Source organism: Pseudomonas nitroreducens, assembly GCF_010994165.1.
Lineage (GTDB): Bacteria > Pseudomonadota > Gammaproteobacteria > Pseudomonadales > Pseudomonadaceae > Pseudomonas > Pseudomonas nitroreducens.
The window spans coordinates 531,111-555,947 of the sequence record NZ_WMBX01000004.1; the positions used below are offsets into that span (position 1 = coordinate 531,111).

General features: G+C 63.2%; 24 protein-coding genes. 19 read left to right on the forward strand and 5 right to left on the reverse strand.

What is annotated here, in order from left to right; translation table 11 throughout:
• The first annotated feature begins 35 nt into the window (after positions 1–35).
• From GJV37_RS20060 to GJV37_RS20075, 4 genes are all read left to right on the forward strand, one after another.
• Positions 36–1,640, forward strand: a complete 1,605-nt coding sequence (locus tag GJV37_RS20060) for an inorganic phosphate transporter (RefSeq protein WP_170858245.1) — start codon at positions 36–38, stop codon at positions 1,638–1,640.
• Between the two features lie 84 nt (positions 1,641–1,724).
• Positions 1,725–2,783 carry a PA0069 family radical SAM protein gene (locus GJV37_RS20065; protein WP_170858108.1) on the forward strand — a complete coding sequence of 353 codons (1,059 nt, stop codon included), beginning with the start codon at positions 1,725–1,727 and terminating at the stop codon, positions 2,781–2,783.
• Between the two features lie 275 nt (positions 2,784–3,058).
• Positions 3,059–3,775: a carbonic anhydrase gene (locus GJV37_RS20070; protein ID WP_170858109.1), complete on the forward strand. Its 717-nt coding sequence runs from the start codon at positions 3,059–3,061 to the stop codon at positions 3,773–3,775.
• Positions 3,776–3,972: 197 nt separating this feature from the next.
• A complete protein-coding gene (locus tag GJV37_RS20075) occupies positions 3,973–5,508 on the forward strand; it encodes a SulP family inorganic anion transporter (protein WP_170858110.1) in 1,536 nt (511 codons plus the stop codon).
• A 3-nt stretch (positions 5,509–5,511) separates the two neighbouring features.
• Here GJV37_RS20075 and GJV37_RS20080 read toward each other — a convergent pair whose 3' ends face one another.
• Positions 5,512–6,156, reverse strand: coding sequence for a hypothetical protein (locus GJV37_RS20080; RefSeq protein WP_081518888.1), 645 nt, complete (start codon positions 6,154–6,156; stop codon positions 5,512–5,514).
• A 417-nt stretch (positions 6,157–6,573) separates the two neighbouring features.
• On the opposite strand from GJV37_RS20080, the gene coxB reads away from it, so the two are divergent.
• From coxB to GJV37_RS20100, 4 genes are all read left to right on the forward strand, one after another.
• On the forward strand, positions 6,574–7,698 hold the full coding sequence (gene coxB, locus GJV37_RS20085) for a cytochrome c oxidase subunit II (protein ID WP_170858111.1): 1,125 nt from the start codon (positions 6,574–6,576) through the stop codon (positions 7,696–7,698).
• A gap of 10 nt (positions 7,699–7,708) precedes the next feature.
• Complete coding sequence (gene ctaD, locus GJV37_RS20090) at positions 7,709–9,304, forward strand: cytochrome c oxidase subunit I (protein WP_024763722.1); 1,596 nt, start codon at positions 7,709–7,711, stop codon at positions 9,302–9,304.
• A gap of 100 nt (positions 9,305–9,404) precedes the next feature.
• Positions 9,405–9,962 carry a cytochrome c oxidase assembly protein gene (locus tag GJV37_RS20095; protein ID WP_170858112.1) on the forward strand — a complete coding sequence of 186 codons (558 nt, stop codon included), beginning with the start codon at positions 9,405–9,407 and terminating at the stop codon, positions 9,960–9,962.
• Positions 9,963–9,984: 22 nt separating this feature from the next.
• Positions 9,985–10,872 carry a cytochrome c oxidase subunit 3 gene (locus GJV37_RS20100; RefSeq protein ID WP_170858113.1) on the forward strand — a complete coding sequence of 296 codons (888 nt, stop codon included), beginning with the start codon at positions 9,985–9,987 and terminating at the stop codon, positions 10,870–10,872.
• Positions 10,873–10,979: 107 nt separating this feature from the next.
• Here GJV37_RS20100 and GJV37_RS20105 read toward each other — a convergent pair whose 3' ends face one another.
• Positions 10,980–11,189, reverse strand: coding sequence for a twin transmembrane helix small protein (locus GJV37_RS20105; protein ID WP_015474903.1), 210 nt, complete (start codon positions 11,187–11,189; stop codon positions 10,980–10,982).
• Positions 11,190–11,233: 44 nt separating this feature from the next.
• Between GJV37_RS20105 and GJV37_RS20110 the strand changes: the two genes are divergently transcribed.
• The 11 genes from GJV37_RS20110 (at position 11,234) to GJV37_RS20160 (ending at position 21,160) form a co-directional block, all read left to right on the forward strand.
• Complete coding sequence (locus tag GJV37_RS20110; RefSeq protein WP_170858114.1) at positions 11,234–11,998, forward strand: SURF1 family protein; 765 nt, start codon at positions 11,234–11,236, stop codon at positions 11,996–11,998.
• Positions 11,976–12,539 carry a hypothetical protein gene (locus tag GJV37_RS20115; RefSeq protein ID WP_170858115.1) on the forward strand — a complete coding sequence of 188 codons (564 nt, stop codon included), beginning with the start codon at positions 11,976–11,978 and terminating at the stop codon, positions 12,537–12,539. The genes GJV37_RS20110 and GJV37_RS20115 overlap by 23 nt, the downstream gene beginning before the upstream one ends.
• A 52-nt stretch (positions 12,540–12,591) precedes the next feature.
• Positions 12,592–13,665 carry a COX15/CtaA family protein gene (locus tag GJV37_RS20120; protein ID WP_065327718.1) on the forward strand — a complete coding sequence of 358 codons (1,074 nt, stop codon included), beginning with the start codon at positions 12,592–12,594 and terminating at the stop codon, positions 13,663–13,665.
• Positions 13,666–13,740: 75 nt separating this feature from the next.
• A complete protein-coding gene (gene cyoE / locus GJV37_RS20125; RefSeq protein WP_170858116.1) occupies positions 13,741–14,643 on the forward strand; it encodes a heme o synthase in 903 nt (300 codons plus the stop codon).
• An 80-nt stretch (positions 14,644–14,723) separates the two neighbouring features.
• Positions 14,724–15,359 (forward strand): SCO family protein, encoded by a 636-nt coding sequence (locus GJV37_RS20130; RefSeq protein WP_037011712.1) that lies wholly within the window; start codon positions 14,724–14,726, stop codon positions 15,357–15,359.
• A 616-nt stretch (positions 15,360–15,975) separates the two neighbouring features.
• The gene (locus tag GJV37_RS20135; RefSeq protein WP_024763715.1) at positions 15,976–17,094 is read left to right on the forward strand and encodes a Re/Si-specific NAD(P)(+) transhydrogenase subunit alpha; all 1,119 of its coding nucleotides are present in this window, start codon (positions 15,976–15,978) and stop codon (positions 17,092–17,094) included.
• Between the two features lie 65 nt (positions 17,095–17,159).
• Complete coding sequence (locus GJV37_RS20140; protein WP_015474896.1) at positions 17,160–17,474, forward strand: NAD(P) transhydrogenase subunit alpha part 2; 315 nt, start codon at positions 17,160–17,162, stop codon at positions 17,472–17,474.
• 1 nt (position 17,475) lies between these two features.
• Positions 17,476–18,912 (forward strand): NAD(P)(+) transhydrogenase (Re/Si-specific) subunit beta, encoded by a 1,437-nt coding sequence (locus tag GJV37_RS20145; RefSeq protein ID WP_170858117.1) that lies wholly within the window; start codon positions 17,476–17,478, stop codon positions 18,910–18,912.
• Between the two features lie 187 nt (positions 18,913–19,099).
• Positions 19,100–20,596, forward strand: a complete 1,497-nt coding sequence (locus GJV37_RS20150) for a succinyl-CoA:acetate CoA-transferase ScpC (protein ID WP_170858118.1) — start codon at positions 19,100–19,102, stop codon at positions 20,594–20,596.
• Between the two features lie 32 nt (positions 20,597–20,628).
• Positions 20,629–20,922: a hypothetical protein gene (locus GJV37_RS20155; RefSeq protein ID WP_169889492.1), complete on the forward strand. Its 294-nt coding sequence runs from the start codon at positions 20,629–20,631 to the stop codon at positions 20,920–20,922.
• A gap of 31 nt (positions 20,923–20,953) precedes the next feature.
• Positions 20,954–21,160, forward strand: coding sequence for a DUF1127 domain-containing protein (locus tag GJV37_RS20160; RefSeq protein ID WP_024763712.1), 207 nt, complete (start codon positions 20,954–20,956; stop codon positions 21,158–21,160).
• 110 nt (positions 21,161–21,270) lie between these two features.
• Here GJV37_RS20160 and GJV37_RS20165 read toward each other — a convergent pair whose 3' ends face one another.
• The 3 genes from GJV37_RS20165 to GJV37_RS20175 all read right to left on the reverse strand — a co-directional run bounded on the left by GJV37_RS20165 (position 21,271) and on the right by GJV37_RS20175 (position 24,602).
• Positions 21,271–22,707 carry a mannose-1-phosphate guanylyltransferase/mannose-6-phosphate isomerase gene (locus tag GJV37_RS20165; protein WP_193452878.1) on the reverse strand — a complete coding sequence of 479 codons (1,437 nt, stop codon included), beginning with the start codon at positions 22,705–22,707 and terminating at the stop codon, positions 21,271–21,273.
• Between the two features lie 175 nt (positions 22,708–22,882).
• Positions 22,883–24,055, reverse strand: coding sequence for a glycosyltransferase family 4 protein (locus tag GJV37_RS20170; protein WP_024763710.1), 1,173 nt, complete (start codon positions 24,053–24,055; stop codon positions 22,883–22,885).
• 217 nt (positions 24,056–24,272) lie between these two features.
• The gene (locus tag GJV37_RS20175; RefSeq protein ID WP_141678451.1) at positions 24,273–24,602 is read right to left on the reverse strand and encodes a hypothetical protein; all 330 of its coding nucleotides are present in this window, start codon (positions 24,600–24,602) and stop codon (positions 24,273–24,275) included.
• Positions 24,603–24,837: the final 235 nt, after the last annotated feature.

Below are 24,837 nucleotides of genomic sequence, written 5' to 3' on the forward strand. Positions count from 1 at the left end.
CCGAAGGAAGCCCTCTCGTGCTTGACCGCTTTGGCATGCTGGAAGTGATGCGCGCCTCGCGTCTGACGCAGTTCCCGATCAGCCCCGTTCTGCGCGAAACCCACGGTTTCAAGGGCCGCCTGACCTTCTTCCTGCTGCTGGCCGGCGCGCTGGTTTTCACCTTCGCCGCGCTGGGCCATGACATCCGCGCCAGCGGCACCCACCTGGAGGCTGGCTGGCCCGTGGTGGTGCTGGTGGTGGCCCTGCTGATCGCCCTTGGCTTCGAGTTCATCAACGGCTTCCACGACACGGCCAACGCGGTGGCCACGGTCATCTACACCAACGCCCTGCCGCCACGCTTCGCGGTGGCCTGGTCGGGATTGTGGAATTTTCTCGGGGTGCTCTTTTCCAGCGGTGCGGTGGCCTTCGCCATCGTCTCGCTGCTGCCGCTGGACCTGCTGCTGAAGGTCGATAGCAGCGCCGGGTTGGCGATGATCTTCGCCCTGCTGATCGCCTCGATCCTGTGGAACCTCGGCACCTGGTGGCTGGGGTTGCCGGTGTCCTCGTCGCACACGCTGATCGGTTCCATCGTCGGCATCGGCCTGGCCCACGGCGCCATGGCCGGGCACATCGGCATATCGGGCAACGCCTGGTCGCAGCTGACGACAGTGGGTTACGCACTCTTTCTGTCGCCGGTGGTGGGCTTCTTCGCCGCGTTCGTGCTGCTGCGCGTGATGAGTTCCACCATCCGCAACCGCGCGCTGTTCCATGCACCAGAAGGCCGCACGCCGCCACCCCGATGGATTCGCGCAATCCTCATCCTCACCTGTACCGGTGTGTCTTTCGCCCACGGCTCCAACGACGGGCAGAAGGGCATCGGCCTGATCATGCTGATCCTGATTGCCACCGTTCCCCTGGCATTCGCGGTGGATCGCGCCCATTCCCCGGAGCAATCCCGCCAGTTGCTCGTCCTCATCCAGACCAGCCTGGAGCAATTGCACCGCAGCGGCGGCACGCCTGCGGCGGACCCGCGCCAGGCCCTCTTGAGCTATCAGGAAGACGAAGTGGTGCGTCCCGAACTGCTGCCATCGCTGGGCAGCGTGATCGGTGACATCGGCACACGGCTGCAGCGCCACGGACAGTTGGACAAGGTGCCCGCCGAAGCGGTGCAGGACCTGCGCAACGACCTCTACCTGAGCCTGGAAACCATCCGCCTGCTGGACCGCAGCGGCCAGCGCTTCGATCTGGAAACCTGGAGCAGCCTGCAGGCGCTGCGCCATGAGGCCGACCGCACCATCCGCTTCATTCCCGTGTGGGTGAAGGTCGCGGTCGCCCTGGCGCTGGGGCTGGGTACGCTGGTTGGCTGGAGGCGCATCGTCACCACGGTGGGCGAAGGCATCGGCAAGACCCCGCTGACTTATGCACAGGGCGCCTCGGCACAACTGGTGGCCATGCTCACCATCGGCGCGGCGGATGGCTTCGGCCTGCCGGTGTCGACCACGCAAGTGCTCTCCTCGGGAGTGGCGGGGACCATGGCGGCCAACGGCAGCGGCCTGCAATGGCCGACCATCCGCAACATGCTGCTGGCCTGGGTGCTGACGCTGCCCGCCGCCATCGGCCTGGCGGCGGGGTTGTACTGGTTATTCACCCAGGTACTTTAGCCACCGCCCGGCAGTTATCACTGGCTGTGGAAAACTCCGTGGATTACTGTATTCATATACAGTAATTCTTCAGAGCTTTCCCACATGTCCACTTCCCTCCCACCCCGCGGCCGGGGCACCGCCAGCAATCCGCACAACCGCTTCGCGCCGACCACCTCGGTGCCTGTGGATAACGATTGGTACGACGAAGTCCCCAAGCCCCAGGTGACGGAAATCCGTACTGAACGGGCGAAGTCGGTGATCTCGCGCAACCAGTCGCCGGACCTGCCCTTCGACCGCTCGATCAATCCCTATCGAGGCTGCGAACACGGCTGCATCTACTGCTACGCGCGGCCAAGTCACGCCTACTGGGACCTGTCGCCAGGGCTGGATTTCGAGACGAAACTCATCGCCAAGACCAACGCTGCCGAGGTTCTGGAAGAGGAACTGAGCCGCAAAGGCTACGTCTGTGCGCCGATCAACCTGGGCGCCAACACCGACCCCTACCAGCCCATCGAGCGCCAGCAGCGCCTGACCCGGCAGATCCTCGAAGTACTGCTGCGCCTCCGCCACCCGGTGACCATCGTCACCAAGGGCTCGCTGATCCTGCGCGACCTCGACCTGCTGGCGGAGCTGGCGAGACAGAATCTGGTCGCCGTGATGATCAGCCTCACCACGCTGGACGATGAGCTCAAGCGCATCCTCGAGCCCCGCGCCGCTGCACCCTCCGCCCGCCTGCGGGCGATCCGCGTGCTGCGCGAGCAAGGCATTCCGGTGGGCGTACTGTGTTCGCCGATGATCCCGATGATCAACGACCGCGAGCTGGAAGCCTTGCTCGAAGCGGCCCACGAGGCCGGCGCCCAGAGCGCCAGCTACATGATGCTGCGCCTGCCGCGCGAGGTCGGCCCGTTGTTCGAGGAATGGCTGGCGGCGCACTACCCGCAGCGCGCCAACCACGTGATGAGCCTGATCCGCCAACTGCGCGGCGGGGAAATCTATGACAGCCGCTTCGGCCACCGTTTTCGCGGCGAAGGCCCGTTCGCCGACCTGTTGGCCAAGCGCTTCGAGGTTGCCATGCGCCGCCTGGGATTGGGCCGGCGCGGCAGCTTCAACCTGGACTGCACGGCGTTCGCCCCACCGCGCAGCCAGATGAGCTTGTTCTGACGCTCTAGCGGAAAATTCGACAAGCGCAACGACATCACGGCAACATCGCAATGCCATGATAGCTTGCCGATATCATCTTTAAATTTCGTCGAAACATCATGAAAAGCTCATTCCAGAGCGGTTTTTTAATTTTGGTTTAATCTTCGTTGTCTAGGGTTTGAGCACAAAGTGACTAACCGGTCACGCCAGTTTTTTTCCCACGCCTGTGTCTTTTCTCCCTGGGGAGAGCGTCGGCTGACGTGGGAAAATTCTTCGTCATTCTTCGAGGCTGATACATGAACGACAAAACGCACGGTGAGGATCACGCCCACGAATCTGCTGACGAGGCGCTGCGCCATATCGTCGAGGGTTTCCGCCAGTTCCGTCATGAGGTCTTCCCGCAGCAGGAAGAGCTGTTCAAGAAGCTGGCCCATGCGCAGAACCCGCGCGCCATGTTCATTACCTGCGCCGACTCGCGCATCGTTCCGGAGCTGATCACCCAGAGTTCGCCGGGCGACCTGTTCGTCACCCGCAACGTCGGCAACGTGGTCCCGCCGTACGGCCAGATGAACGGCGGCGTTTCCACCGCCATCGAGTTCGCGGTGATGGCACTGGGCGTGCAGCACATCATCGTCTGCGGCCACTCCGACTGCGGCGCGATGAAGGCGGTGCTGGCTCCCCAGACACTGGAAGGCATGCCGACCGTAAAAGCCTGGCTGCGCCACGCCGAAGTGGCTCGCACCGTGGTCGCGCAGACCTGCGGTTGTGCCACGCAGGAGCACCTGGGCGTGCTGACCGAGGAGAACGTGGTCGCCCAACTGGATCACCTGAAGACTCACCCCTCCGTGGCGGCGCGCCTGGCCTCCGGCCAGCTGTTCATCCATGGTTGGGTGTATGACATCGAGACCAGCGCCATCAAGGCCTACGACGCCCAGGAAGGCCGCTTCCGCGCCCTCGATGGCGAAGGCCCGACACCGAGTGCAACCCCACGCCCGCGCTACTCCCCCCAATAAGCGGCTGATATTGGCAAGCTCCCGGGGCGCGGCGGCCCAGCAGAACAAGCGCCGCGTCCCTCTTCTGACTTAGTCCCCGCCTGAGGCGTACGCAGCCACCGCGCTCGCCATCCCCCTGAATTGCGCGTGTCGATGCGGTCGAGACCGGCGTCGTGGGTTTTCGCGCGCCCGAAAAATGCTTGAAGGAGAACAGCGCCATGTCGGCCTCCCACTCTGTTCCATCCGGACTTTCCCAGCTGCGCCAAGCGCTGCCACGCGACCTGCTCGCATCGGTGGTGGTGTTTCTCGTCGCCCTGCCGCTATGCATGGGCATCGCCATCGCCTCCGGCATGCCGCCGGCCAAGGGCCTGGTGACCGGCATCATCGGCGGCTTGGTGGTCGGCTTTCTCGCCGGCTCACCGCTGCAAGTGAGCGGCCCGGCGGCGGGACTCGCCGTGCTGGTTTTCGAACTGGTGCGCACCCACGGCTTGGCCATGCTCGGGCCGATCCTGCTGCTGGCCGGCGCACTGCAATTGCTGGCCGGGCGACTGCGCCTGGGCTGCTGGTTCCGCGTGACCTCGCCGGCCGTGGTCTACGGCATGCTCGCGGGCATTGGCATTCTTATCGTGCTGTCGCAGGTCCACGTGATGCTCGACCTCAAGCCGCAAGCGTCCGGGCTGGACAACCTGCTGGCCTTCCCTTTCGCGCTGCTGTCCGAGACAAGCGGCTTCGATGCGGCGCTGCTCGGGCTGGGCACCATGGCTTGCATGGCGCTGTGGGATCGCTTCAAGCCGAGCCGGCTGCGCATGCTTCCCGGCGCGCTGATCGGCGTGAGCCTGGCGACACTGGCGAGCATCAGCCTGCAACTCGATGTGCTGCGGGTGAGCGTGCCGGAGAATCTCGGCGACGCCATCGACTGGGTCCGCCCGACCGACCTTGCTGCGCTGCTCGACCCGACGCTCTTGTTGGCCGCCGTGGTGGTGGCCTTCATCGCCAGCGCCGAGACGCTGCTCTCGGCCGCCGCCGTGGACCGCATGCACACTGGTCCGCGCTCGGACCTGGACCGCGAGCTGAGCGCCCAGGGCGTGGGCAACATGCTCTGCGGGCTGGTCGGCGCACTGCCGATGACCGGGGTGATTGTGCGCAGTTCGGCCAACGTCCAGGCTGGGGCGCGCAGCCGCGCCTCGGCGATCTTCCATGGGTTGTGGCTACTGGCGTTCGTCGTGTTGCTGGGCGGGTTGCTGCGGCAGATCCCCATCGCCAGCCTGGCGGGTGTGCTGGTCTACACCGGAATCAAGCTGGTGGACATCAAGGCCCTGCGTTCGCTGGGTCGCTATGGGCGCATGCCTGTGCTGGTGTACGCAGCAACCGCGCTGGCCATCGTCGCCACCGACCTGTTGACCGGCGTGCTGCTGGGCTTCGCGCTGACGGTACTGAAGCTGGTGTTCAAGGCCGCGCGGCTGAAGATCAACCTGCGCTACGACGATGAAGGTAATGGCGCCGAACTGCGGCTGGTGGGCGCAGCGACCTTCCTCAAGGTGCCGGCACTGTCCCAGGCGCTGCAGTCGGTGAAGCCGGGAACGCACCTGCGCGTACCGTTGCAGCACCTGAGCTACATCGACCACGCGTGCATGGAGTTGCTCGAAGACTGGGGCCGCAGCGCCGCGGCCAGCGACTGCCGACTGTCCATAGAAGGCAACGGCCTGCGTCGCCGCGTGGAGGGCCGGGTGCGCGCGCTGCAGAGCGCAGGCTGAGCCTCAGTCGCGGCCCAGCTCGAGCTCGACGCCGAATTGCCGCGACAGGCATGGCCACTGCTGCCAGGCCATGACCACCTGCGGGTCATTGAGGCTGGCGCGGTAGCTGACGGCGGACTCGGCGCTGAAGGTGCTGTCGTCGAGCATGCCGTTGACCGCGTGGTGCACCGCTTCATCCAGCTGGTTGGCGAAGGGTTCGCCGATCAGCTGGTGCGCCACCAGGTTGGCCACGGTGGTATCCAGCGGGATCAGCGGCTGGTTGAAGTGGGCGATGTAGCGGTCGTTCACCTCTTCCACCAGGCGGTGGGCGAGGTAGGCCTCGTCCAGCAGCGCGTCTAGACCGTCGTGGCCGTCGAGCAACGCGGGCGGCGTGAGGAAGAACTGTTCGGCGAGCTTGAGCACCGGCTTGATGCGGTCCTCGATGCCGGCTGCGCGGGCCACCGAGTTGGCGGCGTCGAGGAAGTCCGGCACCTGTTCGATATAGGCGTGGACAAAGCGCGTCAGCGTCCCGCTGGGATCCTCTCCCGTCAGGGCGATGCTCTTGTGCAGGCTTTGCAGTTGGCTCTGGATCAGGCGGGCGAGATGGCCATGGCGGGATTCGAGCAGGTGGGCATTTCGGATCAGCTCACGCAGTGCAGCGGTGTTCATGACAGCTCCAAGACAACGGGTTTGGAAAGTGAAGAAAGACCTTAGCCGCACCCCGGCCGTAGCTAAGACGCGATTGTCATATTCATGAACTGGTTATGCCGGCACGGCATATCAGACGGCCAGCATGGTACTCCAAACCCGCGCCGTCCGTGGCTTTGAGATCACACTTCGGTCTTTGAAAACGGTTTTTTACTCTGCGTTGTTATGTCGCAACCCGTGGCTATACTCCGCTTCGACACACCGAAAACCTGATGGACCCGGCCTGCCCTGCGTGCTGCCGAGGTAAGACGTCAAAGTAAGTTGTCTTGGCGGTCACTCCCTTGGCCGTTGGCTTGTTCAGGCTCGATCCCTCTGGAATGGGGATCGCAGCCAGGGCGCTATGCCGGCGGGATAAAAACAACGATAAGGGGAACCCGAATGCTGCGACATCCACGAGTCTGGATGGGCTTCCTTTTGCTCTTGGCTTTCAGTCAGGCAAACGCCGCCTGGACGGTCAACATGGCCCCCGGTGCGACAGAAGTCAGCCGTAACGTTTTCGATCTGCACATGACGATCTTCTGGATCTGCGTGGTCATTGGCATTGTCGTCTTTGGCGCGATGTTCTGGTCGATGATCGTCCACCGTCGGTCCACCGGGCAGCAGCCCGCGCATTTCCACGAGAGCACCACGGTGGAAATCCTCTGGACCGTCATTCCCTTCCTGATCCTGGTGGTGATGGCCGTTCCGGCCACCAAGACGCTGATCCACATGTACGACACCTCGGAGCCCGAGCTGGACGTGCAGGTCACCGGCTACCAGTGGAAGTGGCAGTACAAGTACCTGGGCCAGGACGTGGAGTTCTTCTCCAACCTCGCCACGCCCCAGGACCAGATCCACAACAAGGCCGACAAGGACGAGCATTACCTGCTCGAGGTGGACAACCCGCTGGTGCTGCCGGCCGGGGTCAAGGTGCGTTTCCTGGTCACCTCCAGCGACGTGATCCACTCCTGGTGGGTGCCGGCCTTCGCGGTCAAGCGCGACGCCATTCCCGGCTTCGTCAACGAGGCCTGGACCAAGGTCGACCAGCCCGGCGTCTACCGCGGCCAGTGCGCCGAGCTGTGCGGCAAGGACCATGGCTTCATGCCCATCGTGGTGGACGTGAAATCCAAGCCGGACTTCGACAAGTGGCTGGCAGAGCGCAAGGAAGAAGCGGTCAAGCTCAAGGAGCTGACCAGCAAGGAATGGACGAAGGAAGAGCTGGTCGCCCGTGGCGACAAGGTCTACCACACCATCTGCGCCGCCTGTCACCAGCCTGAAGGCCAGGGCATGCCGCCGATGTTCCCGGCGCTCAAGGGTTCGAAGATTGTCACCGGGCCGAAGGAGCACCATCTGGAAACCGTGTTCAACGGCGTACCCGGCACCGCGATGGCGGCCTTCGGCAAGCAGCTCTCGGAAGTGGATCTTGCGGCGGTGATCACCTTCGAGCGCAACGCCTGGGGCAACAACGACGGCGACATGGTGACCCCGCAGGACGTGGTCGCCTACAAGCAGAAACAACAATAAGGAGGCCGCGATGAGTACAGTGATCGATCACCCCGACCATTCTCACGCCGGCGACCACCACCACGGCCCCGCCAAGGGCCTGATGCGCTGGGTACTGACCACCAACCACAAGGACATCGGCACGCTGTACCTGTGGTTCAGCTTCTGCGCCTTCCTGCTGGGCGGCTCCTTCGCCATGGTGATCCGCGCCGAACTGTTCCAGCCGGGCCTGCAGATCGTCGAGCCGGCGTTCTTCAACCAGATGACCACCATGCACGGCCTGGTGATGGTCTTCGGCGCAGTGATGCCGGCCTTCGTCGGCCTGGCCAACTGGATGGTGCCGCTGATGATCGGCGCGCCGGACATGGCCCTGCCGCGCATGAACAACTTCAGCTTCTGGCTGCTGCCAGCGGCCTTCGGTCTGCTGGTGAGCACCCTGTTCATGCCCGGCGGCGGCCCGAACTTCGGCTGGACCTTCTACGCGCCGCTCTCCACGACCTTCGCGCCGCACAGCGTGACCTTCTTCATCTTCGCCATCCACCTGATGGGCATGAGTTCGATCATGGGCGCGATCAACGTGATCGCCACCATCCTCAACCTGCGCGCCCCGGGCATGACGCTGATGAAGATGCCGCTGTTCGTCTGGACCTGGCTGATCACCGCGTTCCTGCTGATCGCGGTGATGCCGGTGCTGGCGGGTTGCGTGACCATGATGCTGATGGACATCCACTTCGGCACCAGCTTCTTCAGCGCGGCCGGCGGTGGCGACCCTGTGCTGTTCCAGCACGTGTTCTGGTTCTTCGGCCACCCCGAGGTGTACATCATGATCCTGCCGGCGTTCGGCGCCGTCAGCTCGATCATCCCGGCCTTCAGCCGCAAGCCGCTGTTCGGCTACACCTCGATGGTCTACGCCACTGCGTCGATCGCCTTCCTGTCCTTCGTCGTCTGGGCGCACCACATGTTCGTGGTGGGCATCCCGCTGGTGGGCGAGCTGTTCTTCATGTACGCGACCATGCTGATCGCCGTGCCCACCGGGGTGAAGGTGTTCAACTGGGCGTCGACCATGTGGCAGGGCTCGCTGACCTTCGAGACGCCGATGCTGTTCGCCGTGGCCTTCGTCATCCTGTTCACCATCGGCGGCTTCTCCGGGCTGATGCTGGCCATCGCCCCGGCGGACTTCCAGTACCAGGACACCTACTTCGTGGTGGCGCACTTCCACTACGTGCTGGTGCCCGGCGCGATCTTCGGCATCTTCGCCTCGGCCTACTACTGGCTGCCGAAGTGGACCGGCCACATGTACGACGAAACCCTGGGCAAGCTGCACTTCTGGATGAGCTTCATCGGCATGAACCTGGCGTTCTTCCCGATGCACTTCGTCGGCCTGGCCGGCATGCCGCGACGGATTCCGGACTACAACCTGCAGTTCGCCGACTTCAACATGGTCTCGTCCATCGGCGCCTTCATGTTCGGCACCACGCAGCTGCTGTTCCTGTTCATCGTCATCAAGTGCATCCGCGGCGGCCCGGCAGCGCCGGCCAAACCCTGGGATGGCGCGGAAGGCCTGGAGTGGACGATTCCGTCGCCCGCGCCGTACCACACCTTCACCACGCCTCCGGAAGTGAAATAACGATGTTCCTGTAGGAGCGAGCTTGCTCGCGAACGCTTTCTCCCGGTTCGCGAGCAAGGGCTAGGCGCCCCCCACGCTCCTACAAGAGAGGAATCGACTCATGAGCGACGGCAACATCGAAACGCGCAAGCTGGTGACCCGGCTGGTCATTGCCGTGGTCGCCATGTTCGCCTTCGGCTTTGCCCTAGTGCCGCTGTACGACGTGATGTGCAAGGCGCTGGGCATCAACGGCAAGACCTCCGGCACCGCCTACCAGGGCGATGGCCAGGTGGTCGACCAGTCGCGTGAGGTGAAGATCCAGTTCGTCGCCAACAACAACATCGACATGGTCTGGGAATTCCACCCCGAGGCCGAGCAACTGGTGGTGCATCCAGGCGCGGTGAACCAGATGCTGTTCGTCGCCTACAACCCCACCGACAAGCCGATGACCGCCCAGGCGATCCCGAGCATCGCGCCGTCGGTGGCGGCCACCTACTTCCACAAGACCGAATGCTTCTGCTTCACCCAGCAGGTCCTGCAGCCGGGCGAGCGCATCGAAATGCCGGTGCGTTTCATCGTCGACCGCGACCTGCCCAAGGATGTGCGTCACCTGACGCTTGCTTACACGCTGTTCGACATCACTGCCCGCAAGCCACCCGTGGCCAGTAACGAGCGCTGAAGGGCAAAGGAGAACAAAAAAGATGGCAACCCACGATCCCTATTACGTCCCCGCGCAGAGCAAGTGGCCGATCATCGCCACCATCGGCATGCTGGTGACGATGTTTGGCGTCGGCACCTGGATGAACGACATGAGCGCCGGCAAGGAACACTCCCACGGCCCGTGGATCTTCTTCGCCGGTGGGCTGATCCTGGCGTACATGCTGTTCGGCTGGTTCGGCAACGTCATCAAGGAAAGCCGCGACGGTCTCTACAGCCCGCAGATGGATCGCTCGTTCCGCTGGGGCATGAGCTGGTTCATCTTCTCCGAGGTGATGTTCTTCGCCGCCTTCTTCGGCGCGCTGTTCTACGTGCGCCACTTCGTCAACCCGTGGCTGGGTGGCGAAGGTCACCACGGCATCTCGCACATGCTCTGGCCGCAGTTCGAAACCGGCTGGCCGCAGCTCAGCAACCCGGACAACAAGCTCTTCCCGCCGCCCAAGGAAGTGATCGATCCGTGGAAGCTGCCGCTGATCAACACCCTGCTGCTGGTCACCTCCAGCTTCACCGTGACCTTCGCTCACCACGCGCTGAAGAAGAACCACCGCGGCCCGCTGAAGATGTGGCTGGCCGCTACGGTGGCGTTGGGTGCGTGCTTCATCGTGTTGCAGGCCTACGAGTACCACGAGGCCTATAGCGAGCTGGGCCTGACCCTGGGCTCGGGCATCTATGGCGCGACCTTCTTCATGCTCACCGGCTTCCACGGCGCCCACGTGACCATCGGCGCAATCATGCTGAGCATCATGCTGATTCGCATCATCCGTGGGCACTTCGACGCCGACAAACACTTCGGCTTCGAGGCGGCCAGCTGGTACTGGCACTTCGTCGACGTGGTGTGGATCGGGCTGTTCATCTTCGTTTACGTGCTGTGAAGCAAGAGGGACCTGTAGGAGCGAGCTTGCTCGCGAACGCTTTTCCCTGATGCTTCAGGGGTGTGCGGTTCGCGAGCAAGCTCGCTCCCACGAAGAGCAAAACGGGATCAGAAATGCCAGGGGGCGGAGCTGCCGAGTTGGCCGCTGAAGAAACCCCAGGCAATGAGCGCGACGGTCAGGGCAGTGAGGGTGACACGCACGGTCAGCGCATTGACCACCCGCGAACCGTGGCCCTCGTCCTTGACCAGGAAGAACAGGCCACTGAACAGGCTGACGACGGTCGCCAGCAACAACAGAACGATCGCAGCTTTGAGCACTACCGGCCTCCTGTCCGCAGGGGACTGGGGTTGAGGGGGATGTCTTGCAGTATAGCCAGCACGCTACCGAGCACCGTCAGGGCCGTACCACACGCGCCTTCCGGCCCGGCATCGCGCCGACCCTGGTGGTCCTCGCGCTGTCGCCGGTGCTGATCGGCCTGGGTTTCTGGCAACTCTCCCGCGCCGCCGAAAAACGCACCCTTCTCGCCGCTGCCGAAGTGCAGCGCCAGCAGGACCCGATCAGCATCGCCGAGCTCGAACGCCAACCGCCGCGCAGCTATGTTCGCGTGCGCCTGCAGGGCCAGCTCGACGCCGAGCACACCGCCCTGCTCGACAACCGCACCCGCAACGGCCAGGCCGGCGTCGAGGTGCTGCAACCCTTCTTCGACCGCGTCGGCCACCAGTGGCTGCTGGTCAACCGCGGCTGGGTGCCCTGGCCCGACCGCCGTGTGCCGCCAAAGATCGATACGCCCAGCCACGACCTGCTGCTGGACGCCTGGACCTATGTTCCGTCAGCCGCCGGACCGAGCGCTCCGGCCGCCGGCTGGCCACGCCTGATCACCCAGGTCGACGCCCCGTTCCTGTGGGACCAGCTCGGCCGCGAAGGCAGCCCGCTGGAAATCCGCCTGGAGCCGGGCGACGCCGCCTTCGACACCGACTGGCCGATCGTCGCCATGCCCCCGGAGCGCCACGTCGGCTACGCCGTGCAGTGGTTCGCCCTGGCTATCGCACTCTCCGCCCTTTACCTCTACCTCGGCATCCGTCGCGCACGGGAGACCTTCGACCATGACCGCCATGACTCTGCCTGACTCCTCCGCCCGCCGCCGCGGGCGCGTGCAACTGCTGCTGATCCTCGGCATGGTGCTGGGGCCAATGCTGCTCGCCACCGCCATGTACAAGCTGCAGTTCTGGGTGCCGGAAGGCCGCAGCTACCACGGCGACCTGATCGCCACCGGGCAGACCCCGGCCGATCTCGGCGTGCAGGACGACAAGGCCAGCGACCAGTGGCAACTGCTGGTCACCGCACCGGAAACCTGCGCCAGCGACTGCCAACAACTGGTCTACCTGGCGCGCCAGATCAATATCGGCCTGGGCCGCGAAGCCAGCCGCGCCGAACACGCGCTGGCCTTTGCCAAGCCGCTGCCGGCCGAGTTCACCGGCCTGCTCGACAAGGACTACCCGCGCCTGCAACGCCTGGGTCTGACGCCCAACCAGCACACCGGCGCCCATCCGCAGCTGTGGATCGTCGACCCCCACGGCAACCTGGTACTGCGCTACGACGCCAAAGCCAACGGCAAGTCGATCCTCAAGGACCTGCAGTTGCTGCTGAAGCTGTCCAACATCGGTTAAGTCGGTTGAGGCATCGCCAGCCCTAGGACAACAACAAGATCGGGAGCGACGCATGATCCAGGCAAGACGCAAACCCGCCTTCTACCTCGCCGTGCTGGCCACGGCGCTGGCCTTCGTGGTCATCCTGCTGGGTGCCTACACCCGCCTGACCCACGCTGGTCTCGGCTGCCCGGACTGGCCAGGCTGCTATGGCTTCGTCCACGTGCCGCTGAACGATGCGCAACTCGCTCATGCCGAAATGCACTTCCCCGACTCGCCGGTGGAGGCGCAGAAGGGCTGGAACGAGATGATCCACCGCTACTTCGCCGGTAGCCTCGGCCTGCTGATCCTCGGGCTGGCGGTCCACGCGCTGGTGCGTCGCGGCCGTGACGGCCAACCGATGCGCCTGCCGCTGATACTGCTCGCCGTGGTGATCGCCCAGGCGGCGTTCGGCATGTGGACGGTCACCCTCAAACTCTGGCCGCAGGTGGTCACCGCGCATCTGCTCGGCGGCTTCACCACGCTGTCGCTGCTGTTCCTGCTCAGCCTGCGCCTGTCCGGCGCCTTCGCTCCGCTGCAACTGCCGTCGAAGTTGCGTGCACTGGCGGCCCTCGCCCTGCTGATGGTGATCGGGCAGATCGCCCTCGGTGGCTGGGTCAGCAGCAACTACGCCGCGGTGGCCTGCATCGACCTGCCGATGTGCCACGGCGAGTGGTGGCCGAACATGGACTTCGCCAACGGCTTCCACCTCACCCAGCACATCGGCCCCAACTACCTCGGCGGCCAGCTCGACAGCGATGCCCGCACGGCCATCCACATGACCCACCGCATGGGCGCGCTGTGCGTGACCGCGGTGATCCTGCTGCTGGCCTGGAACCTCCAGCGCCACGGCCTGATCGGCATTACCGCACTGATGCTGCTGGGGCTGTCGTTCCAGATCGGCCTGGGCATCAGCAACGTCCTGCTGCACCTGCCGCTGCCCGTCGCAGTGGCGCACAACGGCGGCGGCGCCTTCCTGCTGCTGATGCTGGTGCTGGTGAACTACCGGGTGCGCGCGCCCGCAACGAAACGCGTCGAGCTGCCCGCCGGCGGCCCGATCGCCCTGGACGCCCTGGAGCGCCCGGTGGCCTATCCCTCGCAAGGATGAAACAAGCTTGAGCACGACGGCCGGCGCCGAGGCGCGTCAGCCCCATTCCAGAAGTCAGAAGACGGAGAAATGCCCATGGCCAGCGTCATCAGCACTTCCAGCCAAGCCAGCTGGCGCGACCTGCTCGAACTGACCAAACCCAAGGTGGTCCTGCTCATGCTGATCACCTCGCTGATCGGCATGCTGCTCGCCACCAAGGCCGGCGTGCCCTGGCAGGTGCTGGTCTTCGGCAACCTCGGCATCGGCCTGTGCGCCGGCGGCGCGGCGGCGGTGAACCACGTGGTGGACAGGCGCATCGACTCGATCATGGCGCGTACCCACAAGCGCCCGCTGGCCGAAGGACGCGTCTCGCCACCCATCGCGCTGGGCTTCGCCATGCTGCTGTCGGTGGCCGGGATGGCAGTCCTGCTGGTGTTCACCAACCAGCTGACGGCCTGGCTGACGCTGGCTTCGCTGCTGGGCTACGCGGCGCTTTACACCGGCTTCCTCAAGCGCGCCACGCCGCAGAACATCGTCATCGGCGGCCTCGCCGGCGCCGCTCCGCCGCTGCTGGGCTGGGTCGCGGTGACCGGGCAGGTCTCCGCCGAACCGCTGCTGCTGGTACTGATCATCTTCGCCTGGACACCGCCGCACTTCTGGGCCCTGTGCCTGCACCGCAAGGACGAATACGCCAAGGCCGACATCCCGATGCTGCCGGTGACCCATGGCGAGCACTACACCAAGCTGCACATCCTGCTCTACACCCTGGTGCTGTTCGCCGTGACGCTGATGCCCTTCGCCATCCACATGGCCGGGCTGGTCTACCTGTTCGCCGCGCTGGCCCTGGGCGCGCGCTTCCTCGACTGGGCCTGGGCGCTCTACTGCGGCAGCCGACCCCATGCGGCGATCAAGACCTTCAAGTACTCTATCGCCTACCTGTTCCTACTGTTCATCGCGCTGCTGGTGGACCACTACCTGCCGCTGCACCTGAACTACTGAGGCCGGTTCGCGGGTTCGCTCCGAAGGGGCGGGCCCGCAAGTCCAGCGCTCGCCCAGACGTCCCGACCCACGAGTACCCCATGACCCGAGTCAACAAGACCGTCTTCATCCTCGTCGCCATCGTCGCCGTAATCCTCGGCCTCACTGTCCAGAAGGTGCTCAACCAGCGCCACCAGCTCGACCCGACCGTGCTGCTCGACGCCGGCATCGTGATCCTGCCGCAGACCCGCAGCGTCCCCGACCTGACCTTCACCGACCAGGACAGCCAGCCGTTCCAGACCGCCAGCCTAAAGGACAAGTGGTCCCTGCTGTTCTTCGGCTACACCTTCTGCCCGGACGTCTGCCCGACTACCCTGGCGCAACTGCGCGAGCTGCAGACCAAGCTGCCGCCGGAAGTGGCGAAGAACCTGCAGGTGGTGTTCGTCAGCGTAGACCCGCACCGCGATACCGCGCCGCGCATCAAGGAATACCTCGGCTTCTTCAATGCCGGCTTCAAGGGCATCACCGGCTCGGAAGAGAATGTGCAGAAACTGGCGAATGCCATGAGCATTCCCTACATCCCGGCCGACACCAGCAAGCCCAACTACACCGTCGACCACAGCGGCAACCTGGTGCTGATCGGCCCGGACGGCACTCAACATGGCTTCATCCGCGCCCCGCTGCACAACGACAAGCTGGTCGCCCAGCTCCCCAGCGTGATCAGCCCCGCCAACTGAGTCCCGCGACACCGTGTCTCACCCCCAACGGCCACCCGATACAGGTGGCCGTTGTTTTTTCTGCGTCATTCGTCTCGATACCAGGCAAACGCGAACTTTCTGCTAAACCTCATCTCATGGCTCTGGCGCGGTGTAATACGCGGTCTTGATGCTTTCGGGTGATTTTCCTGACCTCGTAGTCAATGTAAAAAATCTGCTACACAAAGTCAGGCATCAGGAATGACTCATACTCCATATTAGAAACATTAATTAACACCTATGCCTGAGCCTGTTGCAGGATTACCGGGCCTTTCGGTGGGCATGGGGAGTCTCTGATGGGTGGTCATTCACGGCGAGGATGACATTTCCGTCCGGTCACAATAGGCAATTAGGCTAAACACCAGGGTCCACGCGGCCTCGGTGGCGACCGGAAAACCACGGGTCCAAACGTGACTTGTAGTTATCGCTTCGTACCACTCCAGAACTTATTGATGCCCTCCAGGTTAGATTGCACAATGCCGCGGCCACCGGGTCACAGCCCGGTCCCACAATAAGAACTAGACCGTTGCCAGTTCGATAACCCGGGTCGCCAACGTAGTAGCCCGGACAATCCCAGGATCACGCAGGAGATTTGCGAGTGCAGATCGGTGTACCCCTCGAGACCCAAGCCGGTGAGACGCGGGTCGCAGCAACGCCGGAGACGGTCAAGAAACTGATCGGGCAAGGCCATCAGGTGGTCATCCAGAGCGGTGCGGGCGTCAGCGCCAGCCAGCCGGATGCCGCCTACGAAGCTGTCGGCGCGAAGATCGGCACTGCCGCCGATGCGCTCGGCGCGGAACTGGTGCTGAAGGTTGTCGCGCCCAGCGAAAGCGAGCTGGCGCAGATGAAATCCGGCGCCGTGCTGCTCGGCATGCTCAATCCGTTCAACAACGAGAACATCGCCCGCATGGCCGAGCGCGGTATCACCGCCTTCGCCCTGGAAGCCGCGCCGCGCACTTCCCGCGCGCAGAGCCTGGACGTGCTCTCCTCCCAGGCCAACATCGCCGGCTACAAGGCCGTGTTGCTCGCCGCCCACCACTATCCGCGCTTCATGCCCATGCTGATGACCGCCGCCGGCACCGTTAAGGCTGCCCGCGTGCTGATCCTCGGCGCCGGTGTCGCCGGTCTGCAGGCCATCGCCACGGCCAAGCGCCTGGGTGCGGTGATCGAGGCCTCGGACGTTCGTCCGGCGGTGAAGGAGCAGATCGAGTCGCTGGGTGCCAAGTTCGTCGACGTCCCCTACGAGACCGATGAAGAGCGCGAGTGCGCCGAAGGCGTCGGCGGTTACGCCCGCCCGATGCCCGCCTCGTGGATGGAACGCCAGGCCAAGGCCGTGCACGAACGCGCCAAGCAGTCGGACATCGTCATCACCACCGCACTGATTCCGGGCCGCAAGGCACCGACCCTGCTGCACGAAGCGACCGTCGCGGAAATGAAGCCTGGCTCGGTAGTCATCGACCTCGCGGCCTCGCAAGGCGGCAACTGCCCGCTGACCGAAGCCGACCAGGTGGTGGTCAAGAACGGCGTGACCATCGTTGGCCTGAGCAACCTGGCCGCGCTGGTACCGGCGGATGCCTCCGCACTCTACGCACGCAACCTGCTCGACTTCCTCAAGCTCACCCTGACCGCCGAAGGCTTCACGGTGAACCTGGAAGACGACATCGTCGCCGCCTGCCTGATGTGCCGCGACGGCCAGATCGTGCGCAAGAACGGCTGACGCACAACGCCCTTCTTATATATGAACGCCGGGCGCGAGCCCGGCCTCAAGACCGGTGAGAAACTATGGAAGACATGCTGATCTCCCACGGCATCTACAACCTGATCATCTTCGTGCTGGCGATCTACGTCGGCTACCACGTGGTCTGGAACGTCACCCCCGCGCTGCACACCCCGCTGATGGCAGTGACCAACGCCATTTCCGCAATCGTGATCGTCGGCGCCATGCTGGCCGCCGCCCTGACCGTCACCCCGCTGGGCAAGGCCATGGGCACCCTGGCCGTGGCCCTGGCTGCCGTGAATGTGTTCGGTGGCTTCCTGGTCACCCGCCGCATGCTGGAAATGTTCAAGAAGAAAGCGCCGAAGGCGGAGAAGCACTGACATGAGCATGAACCTCGTCACCCTCCTCTACCTCATCGCCTCGGTCTGCTTCATCCAGGCCCTCAAAGGCCTGTCGCACCCGACCACCTCGCGCCGCGGCAACCTGTTCGGCATGATCGGCATGGCCATCGCCGCGCTGACCACCGTCGCCCTGGTGTTCAAGATCAGCAGCGAAATCGCCACCATCGGCATCGTCTACGTGATCGTCGGCCTGCTGGTCGGCGGCACCGCCGGTTCGATCATGGCCAAGCGCGTTGAAATGACCAAGATGCCGGAACTGGTCGCCTTCATGCACAGCATGATCGGCCTGGCCGCCGTGTTCATCGCCATCGCCGCCGTGGTTGAGCCGCAGTCGCTGGGCATCGTGCAGAACCTGGGCGATACCATCCCCACCGGTAACCGCCTGGAGCTGTTCCTTGGCGCGGCCATCGGCGCCATCACTTTCTCCGGATCGGTGATCGCCTTCGGCAAGCTGTCGGGCAAGTACAAGTTCCGCCTGTTCCAGGGCGCCCCGGTGCAGTTCAGCGGCCAACACCTGCTCAACCTGGTGCTGGGCCTGACCACTCTGGGCCTGGGCCTGCTGTTCATGTTCACCGGCAACCTGACCGCCTTCGTGGTGATGCTGGCCCTGGCCTTCGTCCTCGGCGTGCTGATCATCATCCCGATCGGCGGCGCGGACATGCCGGTCGTGGTGTCGATGCTGAACTCCTACTCCGGCTGGGCCGCGGCAGGTATCGGCTTCTCGCTGAACAACTCGATGCTGATCATCGCCGGCTCCCTGGTGGGCTCCTCGGGCGCGATCCTTTCCTACATCATGTGCAAGGCGATGAACCGCTCGTTCTTCAACGTCATCCTCGGCGGCTTTGGCGCCGAAGCGGACGCTGGCGGCCCGGCCGGTGCGAAAGAAGCCCGCCCGGTGAAGTCCGGTTCGGCCGACGACGCCTCGTTCCTGCTGACCAACGCCGACAGCGTGATCATCGTTCCCGGCTACGGCCTGGCAGTGGCCCGCGCCCAGCATGCACTGATGGAACTGGCCGAGAAGCTGACCCACCGCGGCGTCAACGTGAAGTTCGCCATCCACCCGGTTGCTGGCCGTATGCCGGGCCACATGAACGTCCTGCTGGCCGAGGCCGAAGTGCCTTACGAGCAAGTGTTCGAGATGGAAGACATCAACTCCGAGTTCGGCCAGACCGACGTGGTGCTGGTCCTGGGCGCCAACGACGTGGTGAACCCGGCGGCGAAGAACGATCCGAAGTCGCCGATCGCCGGCATGCCGATCCTCGAGGCCTACAAAGCCAAGACCGTGATCGTCAACAAGCGCTCGATGGCCAGCGGCTACGCCGGCCTGGACAACGAACTGTTCTACCTGGACAAGACCATGATGGTCTTCGGCGACGCCAAGAAAGTCATCGAAGACATGGTCAAGGCCGTCGAATAAGACGACCGCTGATCCACAAGACACCGGCCTCGCGCCGGTGTCTTGCTTTCCGGCAAAGGGAAAACTCCTGAACTTTGGTAGTAAGAAGGCAACCGGCCGGGCGATTTTTCGACCTTGGTATAAGAGCCAAAAATCGCCGAGTCCCTAGACTGGCGGCCTCGCACTTCCTACTGCCCGAGGTTTTCCCATGTTCCGTGATCGCGTGCGTATGTCCTCCCTGTTGGACAAGGTGATGACTGCCGACCAGGCCGCGGCCCTTATCAAGGACGGCATGACCGTCGGCATGAGCGGTTTCACCCGCGCCGGCGAAGCCAAGGCCGTACCCAAGGCCCTCGCCGAGCGCGCCAAGCAGGAGCCGCTGCGCATCAGCCTGATGACCGGCGCCAGCCTGGGCAACGACCTCGACAAGCAGCTCACCGAAGCCGGTGTACTGGCCCGCCGCATGCCCTTCCAGGTCGACAGCACCCTGCGCAAGGCAATCAACGCCGGCGAGGTGATGTTCATCGACCAGCACCTGTCGGAAACCGTCGAGCAACTGCGCAATCACCAGCTCAAGCTGCCGGACATCGCCGTCATCGAAGCCGTCGCCATCACCGAGGAAGGCCATATCGTGCCGACCACCTCGGTGGGCAACTCGGCCAGCTTCGCGATCTTCGCCAAGCAGGTGATCGTCGAGATCAACGTCGCGCACAACACCAACCTGGAAGGCCTGCACGACATCTACATTCCAACCTACCGCCCAACCCGTACGCCGATCCCACTGACCAAGGTCGACGACCGCATCGGCAGCACCGCCATCCAGATCCCGGCGGAGAAGATCGTCGCCATCGTCGTCAACGACCAGCCGGACTCGCCGTCCACCGTGCTGCCGCCGGACGACGAGACCCAGGGCATCGCCAACCACCTGATCGACTTCTTCAAGCGTGAAGTGGACGCCGGGCGTATGAGCAACAGCCTCGGCCCACTGCAGGCCGGCATCGGCAGTATCGCCAACGCGGTGATGTGCGGGCTGATCGAGTCGCCCTTCGAGAACCTGAGCATGTACTCCGAAGTGCTGCAGGACTCGACCTTCGACCTGATCGACGCTGGCAAGCTGCGCTTCGCCTCGGGCAGCTCCATCACCCTATCGAGCCGCCGCAACGCCGACGTGTTCGGCAACCTGGAGCGCTACAAGGACAAGCTGGTCCTGCGCCCGCAGGAAATCTCCAACCATCCCGAAGTGGTGCGTCGCCTCGGCATCATCGGCATCAACACCGCGCTGGAGTTCGACATCTACGGCAACGTCAACTCCACCCACGTGGGCGGCACCAAAATGATGAACGGCATCGGCGGCTCGGGCGACTTCGCCCGCAACGCGCACCTGGCCATCTTCGTCACCAAGTCCATCGCCAAGGGCGGCAACATCTCCAGCGTGGTGCCGATGGTCAGCCACGTCGACCACACCGAGCACGATGTGGACATCCTGGTCACCGAAGTGGGTCTCGCCGACCTGCGCGGCCTGGCGCCGCGCGAGCGCGCCCGGGTGATCATCGACAACTGCGTGCACCCGTCCTACCGCGACGCCCTCAACAGTTACTTCGATGCCGCCTGCGAGCGCGGCGGGCATACCCCGCACATCCTGCGCGAGGCCCTGGAGTGGCATATCAATCTGGAAGAACGCGGTCACATGCTGGCGGCGAGCTGATCCGGAGCCTTCCGCGGGTCATTCAGAAATGAATGGCCCGCCAGGGTTTACAGCCGGAAAAAAACCACGTAAAAACACTACTGAACAGATTTTTATCCCGCTCCAACTGTTCAGTTTCCCCCGCCGCCAACCTGGCCGGCACACGCAAAAAGCCACAGACGCCCACCGATTGCGCACCAGAATGGAGCGTAACGGTACAGTTCGCCCCGAAAAAGACCATTACAGTTCAAAATTACAATCGGCTGACCAACCGCAATACAGCACAACTGTACCTGTCATCTCTGACTGAAAAGTCAGATCATATGCTCAATCCATTCAGCAACTGACTACTCGCCACAAGCGAGAAGGATGACCACCATGGAACGTACCCTCGGTTCCGCAGCTCTGAGCACCCCCCGTAGCACCTCCAGCGCCCACCGTGGCCTCGTCGGCACTGTTCGCCTGTGGCAACGCCGCATGGAAAGCCGCCGTCAGCTGGCCCGCCTGGACTCCCGCCTGCTGGCCGACGCCGGCATCAGCGAAGCCCAGCGTTACGCCGAACTGAACAAGCCGTTCTGGCGCTAAGCAGTCCTCTCGACACAACAGTCGAAGGCAGTTTCCAGCACAGAAAAACTGTACCGGAAAGAAAGCAAAAAGGCCGCTCTTAGCGGCCTTTTGCTTTTTTGGGAGAAAACTTACTGGGTACGCCCGTAGATATCCTCGAAACGCACGATATCGTCCTCCCCCAGGTACTCGCCGCTTTGTACCTCGATCATCACCAGATCGATCACCCCCGGATTCTCCAGACGGTGCCGATGGCCAGCGGGGATGTAGGTCGACTCGTTACTGTTCACCAGACGCACTGACTCGCCATTGGTGACCTTGGCCATCCCGCACACAACTACCCAGTGTTCACTGCGATGGTGGTGCATCTGCAGTGACAGCGACGCTCCCGGCTTGACCACGATCCGCTTGATTTTGAAGCGTGCACCTTCTTCCAGGACCGTATAGGTACCCCATGGCCGGGCGACGGTGCGGTGCAATCTGTACGCCTCGTGCTCGCTGTCCTTCAATTGCTTCACCACTTTGCGCACGTCCTGCGCGCGGTCGGCGTGAGCAACCAGGATGGCATCGGCGGTATCGATGACTATCAGGTCGGAGACACCGACAGTCGCTACCAGGCGCCCCTCGCTTTGTACGTAGGTCCCCTGGGTGTCGACGAAAATGGCGTGGCCCGCTGCCCGGTTATTCTGACTGTCCGGCGCAACCAGTGAACTCAGCGCGCTCCAGGAGCCTATATCGCTCCAGTCGAAGTGTGCCGGGATGACAGCAACCCGCTTGGAGTGCTCCATAAGGGCATAGTCGAGGGAAATGTCAGGCAACCCGCCGAAGTACTCGCCGTTCAGTTCCTGCTGGAGCATGGCACCAGCTTCGCTGACCGGACTCGCCTCGAAACAGGCAATCGCCCCCGCCAGAAGCTCCGGAGCGTGCTGCTCCAGTTCGCCGAGCAGCGTTCCCACCGAGAAACAGAACATGCCGGAATTCCACAGGAAGTTCCCGCTCTGCAGGAAGTGCGTAGCGGTATCCAGGTCGGGTTTCTCCACGAACCGCCGGACCAGCGCGCCACCACGGTCATCCAGTTCGTCGCCGACCTCGATGTAGCCAAACCCGGTTTCGGGCGTCGTGGGGACTACACCGAAAGTCACCAGGTGACCCGTTTCCGCCAGGGATGCCGCGTGCCCGACTGCTCGTTCGAAAGCTTCCAGGTCACGGATCAGATGGTCTGCCGGCATCACCACCATCACCGCCTCATCGCCGTGGCGGGCACGCAGGGCAAGTGCCGCCAGGGCGATTGCCGGCGCCGTATTGCGACCGGAAGGTTCCAGGATGAAATGCCCGCGCTGCACCAATCGCGCGGCCTGGTAATGGTCCTTGCTCTGGAAGTAGTAGTCGCGGTTGGTGACCGTGACAATCTCTCCACCATTGCCCAGCAGGCTGGCCGCCCGGCTGTAGGTCTTGCGCAGCAGAGACTGTCCATCGGGAAGGGTCATGAAGGGCTTGGGTTGCCCTTCACGGGAGACCGGCCAGAGACGGGTTCCGGCTCCGCCCGAAAGTATGACGGGAATCAGCATGTTCAACTCCTTGCCGGCCCCTGGGGCCGTCATTTCTGCACCCCTGTGGGGCACGGGGCACGACGCCCGCCCGGATCAGGATGCGCTACTGAACGATGTTCTTGGATGGACCACTACTGAAGATCGGGGATCAGGCCCCTCGAATGGGAGGAGAATGGCAGCTCCGGCCGCCGCCCTAGATGAGGCGCTCCGCATTCTCGACGGCAAGTTGGCTGTTCTCCCCCCACAGGTGCTCCGCCAGGACTTCCCGGTACAGTTCGGAATGGCGGCGGGCCATGCTTTCGGCGGTGAACAGTTGCTGGAAACGCTCGACAGCCATCGAGCCCATTTGCGCTGCGAGCGCCGGATCATCCCAGAGTCGCTGCATGGCGGAACGAAAGGCCTCGGGATCGTTGGGGGGAACGACCAGACCGGTTTCGCCATGGATATTGATGTAGCTGGTGCCGGTGCCAATTTCGCTGGAGATCAGCGGCTTGCCGAACATGGCGCCCTCGAGCAGGGAAATGCCGAAGGCTTCGGAGCGAAGATGGGAGGGAAAAACGACGCCGTAGCAGAGTTCGAGCAGCGCGATCTTGTCGTCTTCTTCCACGCGGCCGAGGAACACCAGGTTCTGATCGACACACAAGGCTTCCGCCTGTCGGCGCAACTCCCGCTCCAACGGTCCGGCACCAACGATCACGACTTTCAGCGATGTACCCTGCAATGCTTTCAGAAGAATATGCAGACCTTTGTAATACCGCATAACCCCTATGAAGAGGAAGAAGCGTTCGTCGCCCAGTCGTTCGGTCCAGCGGCTCAACGTTTCCTTGTTTGCACCCGGATACGAAGCCCGGTCCAGCCCGATCGGGATCACCGAAACCTTATCCTTGAAATCGCCAAGTATCGAGCTTGTAGCGAAGTAATTCGGCGAGGTGACAATTATCCGATTCGTCTGCCCCAGGAATCGGCGCATGAGCGGACGATATACGCGCAACAGGTGCTTTTGCCGAATGATATCCGAATGGTAGGTAACGACATTCGGCTTGCGAATACCTGCCAGATAATGCGCCACATCCATGAACGGCCAAGGAAAGTGATAGTGGATCACATCGGCCTGCTCAGCGAGCTCGCGCAGCTTGCCGATGGCCTGCCAGGACACTCCCGTGGAGGCGAGACTGAAATTGCGACGCACCTGGTGTACAAGGTGCCCACCCACGCGCTGCGGCTGCTCGACGGTACTTGAGGACAAGGCCAGCACCTCGCCCTCGACACCAAACCGCCCGCTACTTTCGCACAGCTGATAGATGACCTGCTCCACACCGCCGACCGACTCGGGCAGATATACCTTGAAGAAGTGCAGAACCTTCAGTCTGGCAGGCATGATTTCCATGGCAGTGATAGTTTCAGAAGTTGGCCTTTTCCCTGGAGCCGGCAACTTCCTTACAGCAATTTCATCCGCATCCTGAGCACTCATATTATTATAAGCCCTACATGCTGCTTGGCCGTCGCCCCTATATTACGAGACGCACCGGAATATATACGACAAGGACAACATCCATTTTCAACAGCGTAATCCCCGACCTATCCTATTCCAGATACCCAGGCAAACTTCCTGACAATAAAACTTGCACCGCGAAGCGAACTCCAGCGGGACGCTCCAGCGCCACCGAGGCAACTGTCGACTGGAACGACATCGCGGCATGTTCATCGGAGGCAGGCCACAGCAACGCCACCACTTCGCCACCACCCACCGTCAAATCGGGTTTCTCAGACGCCTGGCGCGACCAGGCCACCACAGGCGGATTGCGAAGATGGGCAGCGTGAGCAGCGGTAACCTCAAGGCGACGACTGTTCCCCGAAACACGAAAGGAACAAGGTGATTGGCATGCACAAGGCATGGCGGCATGCGCCGTCATGACTACCTCCTGAGCTCGCAGATCCGTGTCCACGAATATTGTTATGTGCCGTCCTCTGCAAATTTTCTTTGCGGCGGTGCGTTTGGATCAGGTAAAAACTATCTCAGAAAAAAGCTATTTTCTAGCGGAAGATGGAGAAATAGCTCGGGCCGGCACAGTGACCGACCAGTCATTCAGATGGAATACCGAATACCCTTCGGTAAGTGCCTAATAACAAATAATAAGCAGGACCGTC